Source organism: Micromonospora sp. DSM 45708, assembly GCF_039566955.1.
GTDB lineage: Bacteria > Actinomycetota > Actinomycetes > Mycobacteriales > Micromonosporaceae > Micromonospora.
This window is the reverse complement of record NZ_CP154796.1, coordinates 2806529-2822957: the sequence shown is the minus strand read 5'-3', so window position 1 is coordinate 2822957 and position 16429 is coordinate 2806529. Positions and strand designations below refer to the sequence as shown.

The 16429-nt window shown below is 74.7% G+C and carries 20 protein-coding genes; 12 read left to right on the top strand and 8 right to left on the bottom strand.

Annotation, left to right across the window (positions count from 1 at the left end):
- Window positions 1-138 precede the first annotated feature (138 nt).
- Window positions 139-1209 carry an NAD-dependent epimerase/dehydratase family protein gene (locus VKK44_RS12450; RefSeq protein WP_343447089.1) on the top strand — a complete coding sequence of 357 codons (1071 nt, stop codon included), beginning with the start codon at window positions 139-141 and terminating at the stop codon, window positions 1207-1209.
- Between the two features lie 113 nt (window positions 1210-1322).
- Here the strand turns inward: VKK44_RS12450 and VKK44_RS12445 are convergent, their stop codons facing one another.
- Window positions 1323-2726, bottom strand: coding sequence for a hypothetical protein (locus tag VKK44_RS12445; RefSeq protein ID WP_343447088.1), 1404 nt, complete (start codon window positions 2724-2726; stop codon window positions 1323-1325).
- A gap of 145 nt (window positions 2727-2871) precedes the next feature.
- Here VKK44_RS12445 and VKK44_RS12440 point away from each other — a divergent pair, with 145 nt between their 5' ends.
- From VKK44_RS12440 to VKK44_RS12430, 3 genes are read left to right on the top strand one after another with little or no spacing between them, the layout of a single operon-like run.
- Complete coding sequence (locus VKK44_RS12440; RefSeq protein WP_343447087.1) at window positions 2872-3546, top strand: glycosyltransferase family 2 protein; 675 nt, start codon at window positions 2872-2874, stop codon at window positions 3544-3546.
- Window positions 3543-4229 carry a TIGR04282 family arsenosugar biosynthesis glycosyltransferase gene (locus VKK44_RS12435; RefSeq protein ID WP_343447086.1) on the top strand — a complete coding sequence of 229 codons (687 nt, stop codon included), beginning with the start codon at window positions 3543-3545 and terminating at the stop codon, window positions 4227-4229. Before VKK44_RS12440 ends, VKK44_RS12435 begins: the two co-directional genes overlap by 4 nt.
- Window positions 4226-4933, top strand: a complete 708-nt coding sequence (locus VKK44_RS12430; protein WP_458351639.1) for a methyltransferase domain-containing protein — start codon at window positions 4226-4228, stop codon at window positions 4931-4933. The genes VKK44_RS12435 and VKK44_RS12430 overlap by 4 nt, the downstream gene beginning before the upstream one ends.
- 62 nt (window positions 4934-4995) lie before the next feature.
- Here VKK44_RS12430 and VKK44_RS12425 read toward each other — a convergent pair whose 3' ends face one another.
- The 5 genes from VKK44_RS12425 to VKK44_RS12405 form a co-directional block, all read right to left on the bottom strand.
- Complete coding sequence (locus tag VKK44_RS12425) at window positions 4996-5898, bottom strand: inositol monophosphatase family protein (RefSeq protein ID WP_343447085.1); 903 nt, start codon at window positions 5896-5898, stop codon at window positions 4996-4998.
- Between the two features lie 15 nt (window positions 5899-5913).
- Window positions 5914-6567, bottom strand: a complete 654-nt coding sequence (locus VKK44_RS12420) for a sulfurtransferase TusA family protein (protein ID WP_343447084.1) — start codon at window positions 6565-6567, stop codon at window positions 5914-5916.
- Window positions 6564-7574, bottom strand: a complete 1011-nt coding sequence (locus VKK44_RS12415) for a hypothetical protein (protein ID WP_343447083.1) — start codon at window positions 7572-7574, stop codon at window positions 6564-6566. Before VKK44_RS12415 ends, VKK44_RS12420 begins: the two co-directional genes overlap by 4 nt.
- A 43-nt stretch (window positions 7575-7617) precedes the next feature.
- Window positions 7618-8406: a class I SAM-dependent methyltransferase gene (locus VKK44_RS12410; protein WP_343447082.1), complete on the bottom strand. Its 789-nt coding sequence runs from the start codon at window positions 8404-8406 to the stop codon at window positions 7618-7620.
- Between the two features lie 139 nt (window positions 8407-8545).
- Window positions 8546-9505 (bottom strand): LpqB family beta-propeller domain-containing protein, encoded by a 960-nt coding sequence (locus VKK44_RS12405; protein ID WP_343447081.1) that lies wholly within the window; start codon window positions 9503-9505, stop codon window positions 8546-8548.
- A 140-nt stretch (window positions 9506-9645) separates the two neighbouring features.
- Between VKK44_RS12405 and VKK44_RS12400 the strand changes: the two genes are divergently transcribed.
- From VKK44_RS12400 to VKK44_RS12385, 4 genes are read left to right on the top strand one after another with little or no spacing between them, the layout of a single operon-like run.
- Window positions 9646-10239 (top strand): HD domain-containing protein, encoded by a 594-nt coding sequence (locus VKK44_RS12400; protein WP_343447080.1) that lies wholly within the window; start codon window positions 9646-9648, stop codon window positions 10237-10239.
- A gap of 47 nt (window positions 10240-10286) precedes the next feature.
- Window positions 10287-10766 (top strand): DUF2975 domain-containing protein, encoded by a 480-nt coding sequence (locus tag VKK44_RS12395; protein ID WP_343447079.1) that lies wholly within the window; start codon window positions 10287-10289, stop codon window positions 10764-10766.
- Complete coding sequence (locus VKK44_RS12390; protein ID WP_013286536.1) at window positions 10766-10984, top strand: helix-turn-helix domain-containing protein; 219 nt, start codon at window positions 10766-10768, stop codon at window positions 10982-10984. The genes VKK44_RS12395 and VKK44_RS12390 overlap by 1 nt, the downstream gene beginning before the upstream one ends.
- Window positions 10981-11145, top strand: a complete 165-nt coding sequence (locus VKK44_RS12385; RefSeq protein WP_343447078.1) for a hypothetical protein — start codon at window positions 10981-10983, stop codon at window positions 11143-11145. Before VKK44_RS12390 ends, VKK44_RS12385 begins: the two co-directional genes overlap by 4 nt.
- Before the next feature lie 31 nt (window positions 11146-11176).
- Here the strand turns inward: VKK44_RS12385 and VKK44_RS12380 are convergent, their stop codons facing one another.
- Complete coding sequence (locus VKK44_RS12380; protein ID WP_343447077.1) at window positions 11177-12376, bottom strand: RtcB family protein; 1200 nt, start codon at window positions 12374-12376, stop codon at window positions 11177-11179.
- A gap of 115 nt (window positions 12377-12491) precedes the next feature.
- Here VKK44_RS12380 and VKK44_RS12375 point away from each other — a divergent pair, with 115 nt between their 5' ends.
- From VKK44_RS12375 to VKK44_RS12360, 4 genes are all read left to right on the top strand, one after another.
- On the top strand, window positions 12492-12779 hold the full coding sequence (locus VKK44_RS12375) for a hypothetical protein (RefSeq protein WP_343447076.1): 288 nt from the start codon (window positions 12492-12494) through the stop codon (window positions 12777-12779).
- 496 nt (window positions 12780-13275) lie between these two features.
- On the top strand, window positions 13276-14343 hold the full coding sequence (locus tag VKK44_RS12370) for a helix-turn-helix transcriptional regulator (protein ID WP_343447075.1): 1068 nt from the start codon (window positions 13276-13278) through the stop codon (window positions 14341-14343).
- Window positions 14344-14498: 155 nt separating this feature from the next.
- Window positions 14499-14663: a hypothetical protein gene (locus tag VKK44_RS12365; RefSeq protein ID WP_343447073.1), complete on the top strand. Its 165-nt coding sequence runs from the start codon at window positions 14499-14501 to the stop codon at window positions 14661-14663.
- Window positions 14650-15843 (top strand): helix-turn-helix domain-containing protein, encoded by a 1194-nt coding sequence (locus VKK44_RS12360; RefSeq protein ID WP_343447072.1) that lies wholly within the window; start codon window positions 14650-14652, stop codon window positions 15841-15843. The genes VKK44_RS12365 and VKK44_RS12360 overlap by 14 nt, the downstream gene beginning before the upstream one ends.
- 72 nt (window positions 15844-15915) lie before the next feature.
- Here the strand turns inward: VKK44_RS12360 and VKK44_RS12355 are convergent, their stop codons facing one another.
- A complete protein-coding gene (locus VKK44_RS12355; protein WP_343447071.1) occupies window positions 15916-16308 on the bottom strand; it encodes a hypothetical protein in 393 nt (130 codons plus the stop codon).
- Between the last annotated feature and the right edge of the window lie 121 nt (window positions 16309-16429).

Sequence of the window (16429 nt, the reverse complement as noted above, 5' to 3'; positions counted from 1 at the left end):
GGGACGTTAGACGCCGCCGGCGGCCCGCGACGGCGTTTGCCGCATTACCGAAGCCTTACCACCGTCGTCCTTACGGACCGCTGACGTTCGACGTGAACGCGTCTCCGGCCCGACCCGGGTGCCCTAGCGTGGGACGGTATGCGGGTACTGGTCACCGGCGCGGCCGGCTTCATCGGATCGCAGATCGCCGACCTGTTGGCGGCCGAGGGCCACGAGCCGGTCTGCCTGGACGCGCTGCTGCCGCAGGCGCACGGCGGCGCGCTGCCGGAATGGTCCCGGCGGCACGACCCGACAGTCGGCGACGTCCGCGACGCCGGGCTGCTGGACCGGCTGCTGTCCGGCGTGGACGCGGTCTGCCACCAGGCGGCCATGGTCGGGCACGGGCTCGACCCGTCCGACGCGCCGGACTACGCCGCGCACAACGATCTCGGCACAGCGCAACTGCTGGCCGCCATGCACCGGTCCGGGGTACGCCGGCTGGTGCTGGCCAGCTCGATGGTGGTCTACGGCGAGGGTCGTTACACCTGCGTACGGCACGGGGTGGTGCGTCCCGCCGCGCGCCGCGCCGCCGACCTGGCCGCAGGCCGCTACGACCCGCCCTGCCCCGGCTGCGGCGACACGCTCGCCCCGGCGCTGGTGCCCGAGGACGCTCCGCTGGAGCCGCGCAGCACGTACGCGGCCAGCAAGCTCGCCCAGGAGCACTACGCCGCGGCGTGGGCCCGGCAGACCGGCGGCGGCGTGTGGGCGCTGCGCTACCACAACGTCTACGGCCCCCGGATGCCCCGCGACACCCCGTACGCCGGGGTGGCCTCGCTGTTCCGCTCGGCGCTGGCCGCCGGACGCGCGCCGGTCGTGCTGGAGGACGGCCGGCAGCGGCGGGACTTCGTGCACGTCACCGACGTGGCCCGGGCGAACCTGCTGGCGTTGACCGCGCCGCCACCGGACGGCCTGGTGCCGGTGAACGTCTGCTCCGGCGAGCCGCACACCGTGGGTGACCTGGCGACCGCGCTGGCCCGGGCCATGGGCGGCCCCGAACCGGAGATCGCCGGCGGCGCGCGGTCGGCCGACGTCCGGCACGTGGTGGCCGACCCGTCCCGCGCCCGCGACCTGCTCGGCTTCACCGCCCGGGTCACGTTCACCGACGGCGTGACCGCCTTCGCCACCGACCCTCTCCGCTCCCCCGCCGCCCTCTCCCCCCAACCCGCCTGACCCTCTCGCGCCGCAGTTTCCCGGAAAGAGTGGCAATACCGCCCGCGTTAGCCACTCTTTCCGGGAAACTGCGCGGCCGTGATCGTCGGAGGGGGCGGGTGGCGGGGCGGGGGTCAGGAGACGGTGAGGAGGAGGTGGTTGACGAGGAGGGCGGTCAGGGCCTGGGCGGCGAGCCAGCGGCGGCGGGTCGCCGGGGGCAGGTGCGCGGCGGCGACGAGCAGCCAGACCACGAACGGCAACCAGATCCGCTCCACCTCGGCCTTGCTCATCCCGGACAGGTCGGCGGCGGCCACCACCAGCGCGGCGGCGGCCGGCAGCAGCACCGTCGGCCCGAGCCCGACCAGCCGCCCGGGCCACCCGCTACGCGGAACGCCGACCGCGCCGGGGGCCGGACGGGCGGCGCGCGCCGCGACGACGGCACGGCGCAGCGCCGGGCCGAGCACCGGCCCGGCGCAGAGCAGCAACGCCGCCAGGTTCGCCCACACCCAGTACGCGTACGGGCGGTCGGCCGCCCAGCCCTGGTAGTAGCGCTCGACCACCCGGTCGTACCCCTCCCACCAGCGGAAGCCGGCCAGGACGAACAGCGCGGTGACGGCCGTGACGCCGGCGGTGGCGGCGACCAGGGCGGCCCGGCGACGGTCGGGGCGTAGCGCCAGCACGGTCACCGCCAGCGCGCCGACCAGCACGAACCCGTACGACAGGTGTAGCGCGAAGCCGAGCAGCAGGCCGCCGGCGAGCGCGGCGAGCGGTCCGCGTACCGCCAGGAGCGCCAGCCCGGCGGCGACCACGCCGGTGAACACCGCGTCGGCGGAGGCACCCAGCCACACCGCGCCGGGCAGCAGCACCAGGAACGGCAGCACCGCCCGGGCCGCGTCGGCGGCGCCCAGCGCGCGCAGCGTGACCGGCACGGAGACCACCACGGTCGCGCCGACCAGCACGCAGCAGAGCGCCGCGGCGGCGCCCCCGCCCAGCCCGACCCGGTCCAGCCAGACGAAGACCAGCAGCGCGCCCGGTGGGTGACCGGCGGTGTGGGTGGACCAGGAGTCGGGTTGGAAGTCCAGGATGCGATCGGTGAAGCCGGCCAACATGCGGGGAATGTCGGTCACCCCGGGCACCTCGTGCAGGTACTCCGCCTGCGGGGTCAACCGCCGGGTCAGCCCGGCCGTCCACCCGTCCACCAGGGCCAGCGCCAGCGTCCAGGCCACCGCCGCCAGCCAGCCGGCGGCCAGCAGCGGCTTCCACTGGGCGGTCCGCGCCCAGCGCAGCCCCGGCCCGAGCACGGCCAGCGCGACCAGCACCGCGAGCGGCGTGCCCCAACCGACGTGCGGACGCCAGGTGGCGTACAGCGGCGCCGCGTCGGCGTGCAGGCCCACGCCGCGCCGGTTGAGCACCAGCCCGACCACGACGGCGGCGGCGAGCAACACCGCCTCGACCGTGACCGCGACCAGGTCCCCCCGGTGCGGGGAGCGGGTCCGGTCCGCGGCGGGGGCGCGGCGCAGCGTGGGTGCGGATCTCATGACGACCGCACGATACGGACGGCCGACGCCGGACGGGACCGCAACCGCCGGACTGTCACGGGATGGTAAGAAATGCCTGCTCGTAACGGTTCCGTAAGCACGATCGAGGGGTCGGTCCGGCGGCGGTCCGCCTAGCGTCGGCGGCATGCGGACACAGATCGACGTGGTGCTGCCGTGCCTGGACGAGGCCGCCGCCCTGCCCGGGGTGCTGAACGCGCTGCCGCCGGGCTACCGGGCGATCGTGGTGGACAACGGCTCCCGGGACGGCTCTCCCGAGGTGGCCGCCCGGCACGGCGCCCGGGTGGTGCACGAACCGCGTCGCGGATACGGCGCGGCCGTGCACACCGGGCTGGAGGCCGCCGGGACCGAGCTGGTCTGCGTCCTGGACGCGGACGGCTCGTTCGACCCGGCGGAGCTGCCGGCGCTGGTCGCCCCGGTCGCGGCCGGCACGGCCGACCTGGCGGTGGGGCGCCGCCGGCCGGTGTCGGCCGGTGCCTGGCCGTGGCACGCGCGGGCCGGCACCGCGCTGGTCGCCGCGCTGCTGCGACAGCGTGGGGTGCCGTTGCGCGACCTCAGCCCGATCCGGGTGGCCCGCCGCGAGGCGTTGCTGGCGCTCGGCGTCACCGACCGGGCGTTCGGCTACCCGCTGGAGCTGATGATCCGGGCGGCGGCGGCCGGCTGGCGGATCCACGAGCACGACGTCCGCTACGCCCCGCGCGCCGCCGGCACGAAGTCCAAGGTGTCCGGCTCGGTACGCGGCACGGTCCGGGCCACCCGCGATTTCCTCACCGTGCTGCGCACTGTGGACGGCCGGCGGTGACCGTCCTGCTGGTGGTGGCGAAGGCCCCGGTGCCGGGCGCGGTCAAGACGCGGCTGTGCCCGCCGGCCACCCCGGCGCAGGCGGCCCGGATCGCCGCCGCCGCGCTGCGCGACACGCTGGACGCGGTCGCCGCCACCGGGGGTGTGACGCCGGTGCTGGCGCTGGCCGGATGCCTGGCCGACGCCGAGGACGGCGTGGAACTCGCCGCCACGGTCGCCGGCTGGCCGGTGTTGCCGCAGCGGGGCGACGGCTTCGCCGACCGGCTCGCCCACGCGCACGCCGACGTGGCGCACGCGTACCCGGGGCGGCCGGTGCTCCAGATCGGCATGGACACCCCGCAGGTGACGCCGGCGCTGCTCGCCGACGGCGTACGCCGGTTGTCGGCGCCCGGCGTCGAGGCGGTGCTCGGCCCGGCGGCGGACGGCGGCTGGTGGGCGCTGGGGTTGCGCGACCCGCGCCGGGCGGCGGCGCTGCGCGCGGTGCCGATGTCCACCGCCGACACCGGCCGGCTCACCTACGCGGCGTTGCTCGGCGCGGGCCTGCGGGTGGGTGCCCTGCCCGCGCTGCGCGACGTGGACGACTGGGCCGACGCCCGGGCGGTGGCCCAGACTATCCCCGGCAGCCGGTTCGCCCGTGAGGTCGCCGCGCTGCGGCCGACGCTGACGGCGGGCGGTTCCCGGTGAGCGCGAGGAGCGAGCCGGGCCTGCGAGCCCTCCAGGCGCGAACCCGGACCAGCCCGGCGAGCGCGACCAGCGTGCCGGCGGGTGTGGAGGCCTTCGGCACCGCGCTGCGCGAGCGCGCCGGCAGCCACTGGCTGGTGCAGGCCGACGGCGTTCGCCGACGGCTGCCGGTGGAGCGGTGGCACGGCCCGGCGGAGGCGGCGACCGCCACGGTGGTGGCCCGCTGCCACGGCCCGGCGCTGGACCTGGGGTGCGGGCCGGGCCGGCTCACCGCGGCGCTCGCCCGGGCCGGCCTGGCCGCGCTCGGCGTCGACGTCTGCCCACGGGCGGTGGCGCTGACCCGGGCGCGCGGCGCGGTCGCGGTGCGCGCCGACCTGTTCGACCCGCTGCCGGCCGAGGGCCGGTGGCGGCACGTCGTGCTGTTGGACGGCAACATCGGCATCGGCGGCGACCCGGCACGGCTGCTGCGCCGGTGCCGGGAACTGCTGCACCCGGAGGGCACCGTGCTGGTCGAGCTGGACCCGCCCGGAAGCGGCACCTGGCAGGGCCGGGCGCACGTGGTCTCCGGCCGGCGCCGGGGACCCAGCTTCGGCTGGGCGCGGCTGGACACCCGGGCGGTGCACGGCCCGGCCACGGACGCCGGGCTGTCCGTGCGGGACCTGCGCCCGGCGGGCGGCCGGTGGTTCGCCGAGCTGGCCGTGGCCTGAACGCGGAGGTCAGCCGGCGGCTGCGGCCGGTGGCCGGCAGGCAGCCAAGGGGACGTGCATGCTCACCAACCGACCGTGCCGAGGCTGATCGGGGTGAGTTGGCGGACCTGCGGTTCGATCCACTGTGCCGCGGTGACCAGTTTGACCAGCCGGTCGATCGTCTCCGGCGGGCCGGCCACGAAGCTGCGCCGGTCGGCCGGGCATCCGTAGCGGTCGTCGAACGTGCCGCCGTCCAGCGCGCGGACCACCATGCCGGCCTCGACGGCCAGCAGCATTCCGGCCGGCAGGTCGACCGCCTCGGGGCGGTAGCCGACGATGCCGTCGATGTCGCCCCGGGCCAGCATCACCCAGGACAACAGCGGCGCCCACAGTTGCAGCACCCGGCGGGCGGTGGTGTCGAGCACGACCTTCAACGCCCGGGCGGTGCTGTCGTCGCGGCGTACCCCGTGGCCCTGGGTCCAGGCCAGCACCGGCGCGGCCGGCACCGGCCGGTGGGCGGCGCGCAGCGGACGCCCGGCCGGGTCCGAGTCGTGCACGAACGCGCCGTGGCCGCGCCGCGCCGACCAGGTCCGGCCGGCGACCGGGTCGTGCACCACGCCGAGCACCGGTGAGCCGCGCTCGCACAGCGCGATGCCCACCACGTACGCCGGCAGGCCGATCGCCACGTTGTTGGTGCCGTCGAGCGGGTCGACCAGCCACGCCCAGGTGGTGTCCGGGGCGTACTCACCGCCCTCCTCGGCGATCACCCCGTGCTCCGGCCAGCGGGCCCGGATGCGGTCGACGATCAGCCGCTCGGCGGCCAGGTCGAGGTCGGTGACCAGGTCGCCGGAGTCGTCCTTGGCCCGGGCGTGCACCTCGCCCCGGATGCCCCGGCGCAGCAGCCGGCCGGCCGCCCGGGCGGCCTCCACCGCGAACCGGTGCGCGTCGCGCAGGTCGGGCCCGCCCCTGTTCGGCTCCACGTCCATGGCTCCTCCAGCCAGTCAGCCCCGTGCCACCAGTCGCGCGATCTGGCGCGCCATCCGTGCGGTCTCCGCCGTGTCGCAGCGGTCCCGGCGAACCCGGTGGCTGCGCCCGTCCACCGCGCCGAGGCTCAGGTCGCACGCGCCGGGTGTGGTCCGGCCGAGCGCCACGGTCACCGCCGGCACGCCGGCGGTGACCTCCGAGGTGTGGAAGCCGCCGGCGCGCAGCGCGTACGAGTCGCCGGCAGAGTGCGTCTCCACGGTGGCGGTCATCGCGGTGACCAGCCGGTCGGTGGCGGCCACCTCGTCGACCTCGCCGAGGCTGTGCACCTCGTAGATCCGCCACGACGGGTCGGCGGGCGCGTCGGTGACGTCGATCAGCTCGTTGCGGACCGTGCCGTGCAGCACGTGGCTGAGCAGGTCCCAGCTGTGCGAGTGCATGGTCGAGGTGGTCGGGCGCACCGGCGGCGGGTCGGCCGGCCACGCGTGCACGCAGATCCCGTCGGGGCCGTCGCGCTCCACCGGCAGGCAGGTGAAGCCGAGCGGGTGCCGGACCGCGCGCAGCGGGCGGCGTCCGTCGGCGACGTCGGCGAGCACGTCCAGCACCCAGGCGCGCAGCAGCTCCGGCCGGGTGCCCCGGTCGATCTCCCGTGCCAGGTCGGCGTAGCTGGTCATGCGTACGGGTTCCTCGCCTGGAGGGCCTTGCGCACGATGTCGCCGACCTCCCGGTCGCCGAAGGACCGGGGCAGCGTCAGCCCGAGCGCGGCGAACAGCCGGCGGACCTGTTCGACGGAGGGCTCGTCGTCGAGGCGGACCTGGCCGGCGGACTCGATCGGCACCCGGCGGCTCTGTCGGCGGCTGTAGTCGAGTTCGATGTTGAACCGGTTGTAGTAGACCTCGCCGCGGTCGATGCGCAGCGCCGGCGTCTGCGGGTTCTCCTGGGTGATGACCACACAGGAGGAGGAGAGGTCGTAGCGGAACGTGGTCATCTGCGCGGAGAGCCGGATGTCGACGGTGAGCAGGCCGGAACGCTGCATGTGCCAGCAGGCGGCGAGCACCGTCGCGTACGACTCCTTGCGGGTGCGGTCGACCGTCCACGGTTCCTTCGGCTCGGTCGGCTCGTCGGCTTCCAGGCTGCGCCGGAACCACGCGTACCGCTCGCAGACCTCCTCGTCGGTCGGGTCGATGATCTCGACGGCGAGGCTGAGCGTGGCGTTGCGGCGGCGGGCGTGTCTCAGGCACTCGGGCAGCGTGACGGCGCGCAGGTAGGTGCCGGTGCCGCCCTTGAAGTGCCACCGGTCGGTGTGCTGGCGTGCCTCGTCGAGCGCCTGGCCGACCTCGCTGCCGTGCAGCACCCGGACCATGGAGGCGCTCTGGATCGCCTCACGGGAGCGGGTCAGCGCGCCCTCCGGGCCGGTGAGCGCGGACATCGGCGGGACCAGGTCGGTGAGCCGGGCCCGGACGTCCACCATGACCTGCCGGACCTCCTCCTCGGCGGTCCGGCGGCGCAGCCGGTCGCGCAGCACCGCCTGGGCGAGCAGGCCGAGGACCAGCAGGATGGCGCTGTTGACCACGTCCTGACTGACGGTGTTCGTCAGGCCGAGGACGGCGACCGTGACGGCCAGCAGCAGACCGATGAACGCGTCGAGATTGCTGACGACCCAGCCGAGCAGGCGCGCCATGACATCCCCCGGTCGACGACGGAACCCCCATGATAGCCCTTTGTCAATGCGCGATCACGCCCCGTTTCGCCGGTGGCGGCGGTGTGCCGCACCGGCGGGCGGCGCAGATCAGCGAGCCGCCGAGCCCCGGCGCCGCCCGGGCCAGCCACCGCGAGGTGATCCACCGGCCGCCCGGCAGCCGCCAACCGACCTCGTTGGACCGCATCGCCAGCGGGAGGAACCCGGCGCTGCGCAGCGTGCGCCGCAGCAGCGACGCGGTGAACGGGCGGATGTGCAGCCAGAGGTAGGGGTGCAGCGGGTCGACCTGGCGCGGCGCCCGGCCGGCGAGGAACGCCACCCGGTCCTGCACCGGCGCCAGGTTGGGGGTGGTGAGCACCAGCAGGCCGTCCGGGGCCAGCACGCGGTGGCACTCCCGCAGCAGCGCGAGCGGATCGTAGACGTGTTCGATCAGCTCGCCCGCGAGCAGCCCGGCGAAGCTGCCCGCCCGGAACGGCAGGCCCCGGGTGGCGTCCAGGCAGACCGGCAGCGCCCGGCCGCCGGCCGCCCGCCGGGCCGTGCCCAGCGCGGTCTCGGCCGTGTCGGCCAGCACCAGCGGGCCGGGCAGCGCGGCCGGGTCGAGCATGCCGCGCGGCCCGCAGCCGAGTTCCAGCACCGGCCCGCCGCCGGTCACCCCGTCGGCCACCAGCCGGGCCGCGACGGCACGGCGCACCCGGTGGTACGGGTCGTCGACGTACCCGTCGACCTGCGCGCCGTCGTGGTAGCTGTGGTGGTTGGCGTGCCGGCCGTGCGCCTGCGCGCGGTGCGCGGACGTCCCGATGGGCGGCTCGGCCATCACACCTCCACAGCGGTCGCCGGCCCCGTCGGCGGCGTCCGCCTCAAGCCTCGCACCGCTCGCGCCCGGTTGCGGGGACATCCACCCCGGATACGCCGACGCGGCGGCCGTGGTCCGGCCGCCGCGTCGTACGGGTGGGTCAGATCGCCCGTGCCCAGTCCAGCCGGGAGGAGTCGTCGTACTCGTCGCCGGGGATCCACCACGGCTCGCCGAAGCCGCTGGTGGAGACGATGATGTTGCCGCCGTCGGGGTATTCCTGGTTGGCGGGTGGGATGGACAGCGCGGCGCAGTAGCGCCCGTCCGGGGAGAACACCGGCGACAGGTAGAACCGCGGTTCGTCGGTGAGCTTCTTCAGCCCGGTGCCGCCGAGCCGCACCGATGCCAACGACTGGTTGTAGGTGTCCCGGTCGGGATACCAGCGGGTGGTGCAGAACACCACGCGCTGGGAGTCGGGCGTGAACACCGGCCCGCTGACCCGCTCGCCCGCCTGCGGCGCGTAGAGCCGCCGCGCGGTGCCGGTCGCCAGCTCCAGCACGCGCAGTTGCCAACCCTCGGAACGGCTGCGCCACTGCACGACGATCATGGAGCCGTCCCGGGACCAGTCCGGGTCCCGCATGACGTGCCCCTGGACCAGCACCCGGGTGGCGCCGGTCGCCACGTCGACCGCGATCAGCGTGTCCTCCTGCTCGCCGGTGACCAGGGCGATCTCCCTGCCGTCCGGCGACCAGGTGGGTGCGCCGTAGTGGACGCCGGGCGGGTCGGCGAGCAGCGTGCGCTTCTGCGCGGTGACCCGGTCGTGGACCGCCACGTACGGCAGCAGCGTGCCGTCGCCCGACCAGGCGGTGTTCACCCAGGCCACGTACCGGCCGTCCGGTGAGGTCTTGGCGTTGTCGCCGTCCTCCAGCAGCCATCGTGGGGTGGTGTGGCCCGGGTCGACCTGGCGCACGCCCCAGCCGACGCTGACCAGCCACGGCCCGTTGACGGCCTCGGCGGCGGCGGCCGGTGTCGCGGCGGCCATCCCGCCGGCCAGTCCGGTCGTGGCGGCCACGCCGGTGAGCGCGGCGGCGCGCAGCAGGGTACGACGATTCAACTCGATCATGCGAAATCCCCCGTGAGTAGACATCGCTCCACCCTCCTGACAGGACGAACGCCCGGGGATCGGACGAGCGGACCGTTCACCGTCGGCCACTCGGTCAGGACGCGGGGTGAGCGGCGTCGACGACCGGTACCCTCGCCCCGGTGACCTCCGACGCGTTGCGCCGCGCCCTGACCGAACCGGGCGACCCGCCGCTGCTCCCGCTGCCCGGGGTGGCGGTCGAGCTGCTGGCCGCCGTGTCCGCGCCGCCCCGGCTCGGTGCGCACCTGCGGCTGGTGCACGACGTCGCCTGGCACCTCACCGCCGCGTTCGCCGAGCGTTTCGCCGCGGTCCCGTTCGACCGGCAGGCGGTGCTGTTCGGCGCCGCGGTGCACGACCTCGGCAAGGTCGAGCACCCGGCCGAGCTGACCGGTCCCGGGTCCGCGCACGAGGAGGCGGGCTACCAGTTGCTGCTGCGCTTCGGCGTGCCCGAGGAGCGGGCCCGCTTCGCGGTCACCCACGCCGCCTGGCACTCGCCCGGCGTGCAACTGGAGGATCTGCTGGTCAGCCTCGCCGACAAGGTGTGGAAGGGCCGCCGGGTCACCGACCTGGAGCAGCTCGTGGTGGACCGGCTCGCCGACATCACCGGGCAGGAGCCCTGGCAGACGTTTCTGGACCTCGACGACGTGCTCGCCGACCTGGCCGCCGGCGCGGACCACCGGCTCGCCTTCCAGGCCGAGCATCCGGTGCACGACTGAAACCCGAACCGATTGACTTTCGATAGGTTACGAGCGATAGTCGATACATGGTGACTACCGAGCGCGCAGTGACGGCACTCCGCGCCTTCCTCGTCCTGCTGTTCGGCATCCTGGTCCTGTTCCAGACCATGTCGCTGCCCGGGCAGTTCGCCCACCTGGCCCGGGAGAACCCGGAGATGGCGTACCTGCGCTGGCCGGCCACCGCCGTCACGGTGTTCTGGGTGCTCTGCGTGCAGGTGGTGATCGTCTGCACCTGGCAGCTGCTCACCCTGGTCCGGACCGACCGCATCTTCACCGAGGCGTCCCTGGCCTGGGTCGACGGCATCGTCTGGGCGGTCGCCGCCGCCTGGGTGGTGCTGGTCGGCGTCTTCCTCTACGTCGGCCTCCACGCCGACGACCCGGGCCTGCCGCTGCTGCTGTTCCTGCTCACCACCGGCGTCAGCGTGCTGGGGCTGCTGATGGTCGTGATGCGCGCGCTGCTGCGGCAGGCCACCACGCTGCGCACCGACATGGAAGCGGTGATCTGATGCCCATCGTCGTGCGCATCGACGTCGAGCTGGCCAAACGCAAGATGAGCGTCGGCGAGTTCGCCGAACGGGTCGGGCTCACCCCGGCCAACGTCGCGGTGCTGAAGAACGGCCGCGCCAAGGCCGTCCGCTTCAGCACCCTGGAGGCCATGTGCCGGGTGCTCGACTGCCAACCCGGCGACCTACTCGAATGGGTCGCCGACGAGGAGGACCGATGAGACCCGCCCTCACCGCCGTGGCCCTGCTCGCCGCCGCGCTCGGCGTCGCCGGCTTCGGGTACGGGGAAGCCGACGACTCCCGCGGCCTCCAGTTCCTGTCCGCCCTGCTCGTCATCGGCGCCGTCGCCATCGGCGTGCGCGTCGCCCGTCGTACCCGGTAGGGCCGGCGCCCCCCGACGCCGGCCCTACCGGTCAGCCCTTCACGCAGACGACCTGCTTGAGGTGGGCGACCACCTCGACCAGGTCCTCCTGCTGGGCCATCACCTCGGTGATGTCCTTGTAGGCGGCCGGGATCTCGTCGACCACCCCGGCGTCCTTGCGGCACTCCACGCCGGCGGTCTGCGCGGCCAGGTCGGCCGTGCTGAACGTCCGCTTCGCCTGCCCCCGCGACATCCGCCGCCCCGCCCCGTGCGACGCCGAGCAGTACGCGTCGGGGTTGCCCTTGCCGCGCACGATGTACGAGCCGGTGCCCATCGAGCCGGGGATGATGCCCAGGTCGCCGTCGCCGGCCCGGATCGCCCCCTTCCGCGTCACCAACACCTCCACCCCGTCGTACCGCTCCTCGGCCACGTAGTTGTGGTGGCAGGAGATCGGCTCGTCGTAGCCGACCCGCGGGAACGCGTCCCGGACCACCTGGCAGAGCAGGGCCAACATGACCGCCCGGTTGCGCCGCGCGTACTCCTGCGCCCACCACAGGTCCCGGCGGTACGCGTCCATCTCCGGCGTGCCGGCCAGGAAGACCGCCAGGTCACGGTCGGGCAGGTCGGTGTTGTGCGGCAGCCCGCGCGCCACCGCCATGTGCCGCTCGGCCAGCTCCTTGCCGATGTTGCGGGAACCGGAGTGCAGCATCAGCCAGACCCGGCCGTCGTCCGGGCCGCCCTGCTCCAGGCAGACCTCGATGAAGTGGTTGCCGCCGCCGAGCGTGCCGAGCTGCCGCTGCGCCCGCGTCTCGAGCTGCGCCACCTTCCGGTCGAGCGTGCCGAACCGGCGCCAGAAGTCGTCCCAGCCGGCCTGCTCCAGACCCCGGACCCGACGCGGGTCGACCGCGTCGTCGCGCATCGCGAAACCGACCGGGATCGCGGCCTCGATCGCCGACCGCAGCGGCCCGAGGTCGTCGGGCAGGTCGGCGGCGGTGAGCGAGGTGCGCACCGCGGACATGCCGCACCCGATGTCCACGCCGGCCGCGGCCGGCGAGACGGCCTGCCGCATGGCGATGACCGAGCCGACCGTCGCGCCCTTGCCGAAGTGCACGTCCGGCATCACCGCGACGCCCTGCACCCAGGGCAGCGCGCCGATGTTGCGCAGCTGCCGGGCCGCCTGCGCCTCGATCGCGTACGGGTCCGTCCAGACCCGGACCGGCGCCCGGGTACCGGCCAGCGGGGTGAAACCCATGATCGTCTCCTTGTTCGTGGGGCTGGGCCGACGGGTGTCGGCTCCATCCCAGCGCTTGTCGATACGTCTATTCCTCTGCCAAGATCGGGCGTCGGATCGAGCCAGAGGAGCCCGCATGCCCGCACTTCGTCGGATCGCCGCAGCCACCGTGATGGTCGGTGCGTTGTCCACGTCCATCCTCGCCGCAGGTCCGGCTCAGGCCGCCGAAACCAGGTCCTACGTGGGCACCGGGATGAACAACAACTACTTCACCGCGCTGTCCTACGCCACGACCAACGCATGGGCCCTGGCCAGCGCGGACGGGTTCGATCCGGCCACCCAGTGCAGCCCTGGCGGGAACTTCGCGACGCAGCCGTGGCCGGGCCTCTACCAGGTGCGGGCGCTCATCAACTGCACCCGCTGACGCCGGGACCCCGCGACCGCAGCACTGTCGGTCGCGGGCCGCGAACGCGGACCGGTCCGGTCAGGTGAGGCCGGGCGACGGGCGCAACCCTCGGAGATCGTCACGTCGCGACCGCGCTCGCCAACAGCCTTCGCCCGGTGCGGAAAGCAGGGCACCGGCGCGCGGCGCGGGCCGCTCGGCTCGGGTGCGTTTCTGCTGCGGCACGGGGCGCTCCTTGAGGGCTGGAACCGGTTGACGTTGCCCGCTCACGGTACGACCGCGACGCGCGGGGCGGCAACGCGATATTCACGAGAATCCTTCGGGCGCGAGGCGGGCACTTCGGCGCACCGGAGTCGATCCCACCCGCGGGACGTCACGCACAGCTCAGACCGGTGTACGGTCCGAAGTGGCCGCCTACGTCGCGTCGGGTGGGCTGCCGCGTCAGTGGAGCTTGGGGGTGCCGCCCGTGCCGCCTGTCTGGGATGGCCGATTCGGTCCTGAGCTACGCCGGCTCCGCATGTCGGCGGGGCTCTCGCTGCGGCAGCTCGCTCCACTCGTCCTCTCCAGCCGAGGTCACCTGCACGACCTGGAGACGGGGCGACGTCAACCGACTGTCGACCTTGTCGGCCGGCTCGACAACGCGCTCGGAGCCAACGGCCTGCTGGCCGGTATGCGGCACCACCAGGCCGCCGCGCCGGCCGATCCGGAACGGTTGGCCTACGTCGCCCGACATCCCCGCCGGGTCGACCACGTGACGCTGCGTGCCCTGGCGGAGTCGCTCGCCGCCCACCGCCGGCTCGAAGACACCCTCGGCGCCACGTCGCTGCTGCCGACGGTCCGCGCCCAACTGGACATGATGGCCTCGCTGGTAGCCGAGGCCACGGGCGTCCTCCGGCCACAGGTGGTCGACGTCGCCGCGCAGTGGGCACAGTTCGGCGGCTGGCTGTACGCCGCGAGTGATCGGCGTCGTCTTGCCGGGCGTTGGTACCGCACCGCGCTGGAGTGGGGCACGGAAGCCGGCAACCCGGACATGATCGCCACCGTACTCAGCATGCGAGGGCACCTGGCCTGGTCGGAACGCCGCGCGGATGCGGTCATCGACCTTTCCGCAGCAGCGGCCCGGCAGCCGGCAAGCCCCGGCGTGCGAGCGCTCGCGGTCCAGCAGCAGGCCCGTGGTCATGCCCTGACCGGGGAGGCGAGCGCCGTGACCGGGCTGCTCGATCGAGCCGCCGACCTGCACGAGGCGGCCGGTCAGGCCCCCGACCGGGAGCCGCCGTGGATCTACTTCCACTCCCCCGCCTACCTGACCATGCAACGTGGACTCGCCTACCGGCTGCTGGGTCGCGACGCGGACGCCATCGCGCATCTCCGGCGCGGGCTGGCCGGGCTGCCGGCAGAGGCGGCCGGGGCCGCGTGGACGGGTCCTTATCTCCTACGCCTCGCGGCGGCGCTCGCGGACACCGGGGACACCATTGAGGCCGTCGACCTCTACGAGCGGGTTCGGTGCCTCGGCCGAGCCACCCGCACGACCACGCTCGTCGACCAGGCCGAGGCCGGCGTCCGCACGCTGTCCGCAGGTACCTAGCGGACGCGGCGGTGCTCGAACGTCACCGCTCACTCACTGGATGCTGATCTCCGGACTGGCTCGTCAGACACAATTTCCCTCGCGAGCCGCGTCCGTCGTTCAGCGTGGCGGTCATCGGGTTTTCGGAGCACCGCCATGCCTCCGGAGGAGGACACATGGACAGTGCGAAGCGCGATGCCGCCGAGCGCAGGAGCGAACAGATTCAGGCCGCCGAGCGGGAGGCGGCGCGGCAGCGGCTGCTCGCGCAGGCCGAGGCGGAGCGGATACCGGTCGAGGAGACGACCCGGGCGGTGCCGGACCGGCGGCATGACCGGCGGTGACGTGCCGGTCGGCCGCCGCGTCGCGCAGTGGCGCGTTCGGCGTCGGATGACCCAGCAGATGCTGGCCGACCGGTTGGGCAAGTCGAAGAGCTGGGTCGACAAGGTCGAACGCGGCGTACGCGCCCTGGACCGCTTCTCCGTCATCCAGGATGTCGCCCGGGTGCTGCGGGTGGAACCGGCGACGCTGCTCGACCGGGAGAATCCGCCGCCGGCCCGCGGCGACGAGGGGGTGGACGGGGTACGCGCGGCGCTGGCCCGCTACGACCTGTTCCCGGTCGGGTCCGGCCACCGGTGTGCGACGTCCCCGGACGAACTGGGCCGGCGGGTGGATCATGCGTGGTCGGCGTACCGGCACGCGCGCTATCCGCAGGTGCTGCGCCTGGCGCCGGAGCTGCTCGACGCAACCCGGGCCGCGTACGCCGGTGGCGGGGACGGCACCGGCGGGCTGCTGGTGCGGGCGTACCGGATCACCGCGTCGGTGCTGGTGAAGCTCGGCGAGCCGGATCTGGCGTGGCTGGCGGCCGACCGGGCGGTGACGGTGGCCGCCGGTCATCCGAGGTGGACGGCGGTCGCGGCGGTGCCGCTCGGGCAGGCGCTGCGTGCCGCGGGGCGGGGGCGGCTGGCGACGACGGTGACGATCGCCGCCGCGAACCGGACCGGTGCCCCGGCGGCGCGCGACGGGTCGCCCGTCGAGGCGGCCCTGGCCGGGACGCTGTGGGTCGAGGCGGCGCTCGCGGCGGCGTCCTGCGGCGACGCGCGCAGCGCGGCGGAGTGGCTGGGGGTGGCCGCCGGAATCGCCGGGCGGGCCGACGACCGGCACGACCCCCACCTCGACGGATTCGGGCCGGCTGCCGTGCAGGTGGCACACGTGGCGGCGGCTGTCGAACTCGGCGACGGCGGCGAGGCGGTCACCCGGCACGAGACGGCGGTCCGGTCGGAGGGCTGGCGGTGGTTGCCCGTCGAGCACCGCGCCGCGCACCTGGTCGACGCCGCGCGGGCGTACCTCCAGATCGGTGACCTGCGGCGGGCGGGCCGTGCCCTGACCGAGGCGGACCGGCTCGCGCCGGCCGAGGTCCGGATGCGGCCGGTGGCGCGTACCGTGCTCGCCGAGGTGGCGCGCGGCGGACCCGTGCCGACCGGCGTGGCGCACCTGGCGACGGCGGTCGGCCTCACCCGCTGACGCGGACCTGGCCGGTTCGGGTGCGCGGGTGTGGTCGCCCGGACGACCACACCGGTCGTCGGCGTCGCCTCCCTAGCCGGCCTGGGCCACCGGGTGGCGCCTCATCTCCTCCATGAAGGGGAAACGGGCGGTGAGTTCGGCGAGCGTGGTGCCGGACCGCCAGGCGGCGGCGACCTGGGCGACCTGGAGCAGGTCGGTGGCGTCTCCCCGGGCCTGCACCTCGCCGTCGACCCGCAGGTCGATCATGAAGTAGCGGGCCTGGGCGCCGAGGCTGACGCAGACCACGCCCCGGTCGGAGGTCAGCTCGGCGCAGGTGAACCGGCTGCGGCCCTGCTCGGGAGCGCTGACCCGCCCGACGTCGAGCTGGTGGGCGGTCGCGGTCTGCGCGAGCGCGGGAGCCAGACCGCCGGGCTCGACCAGGTCCGGGTAGAGGCGCACACCCAGTGCCGCCGAGACGTCGCTCATGACTGACTCCCACTTCCTCGTGACAGAGACCAGCAACGCGCAGGTTACGAACACGTTTCCGGCACGCATGCCCATCCTGTCCCGCGTGGAGGGCCCGCGGCAATAGGAACGGTCAATCCGC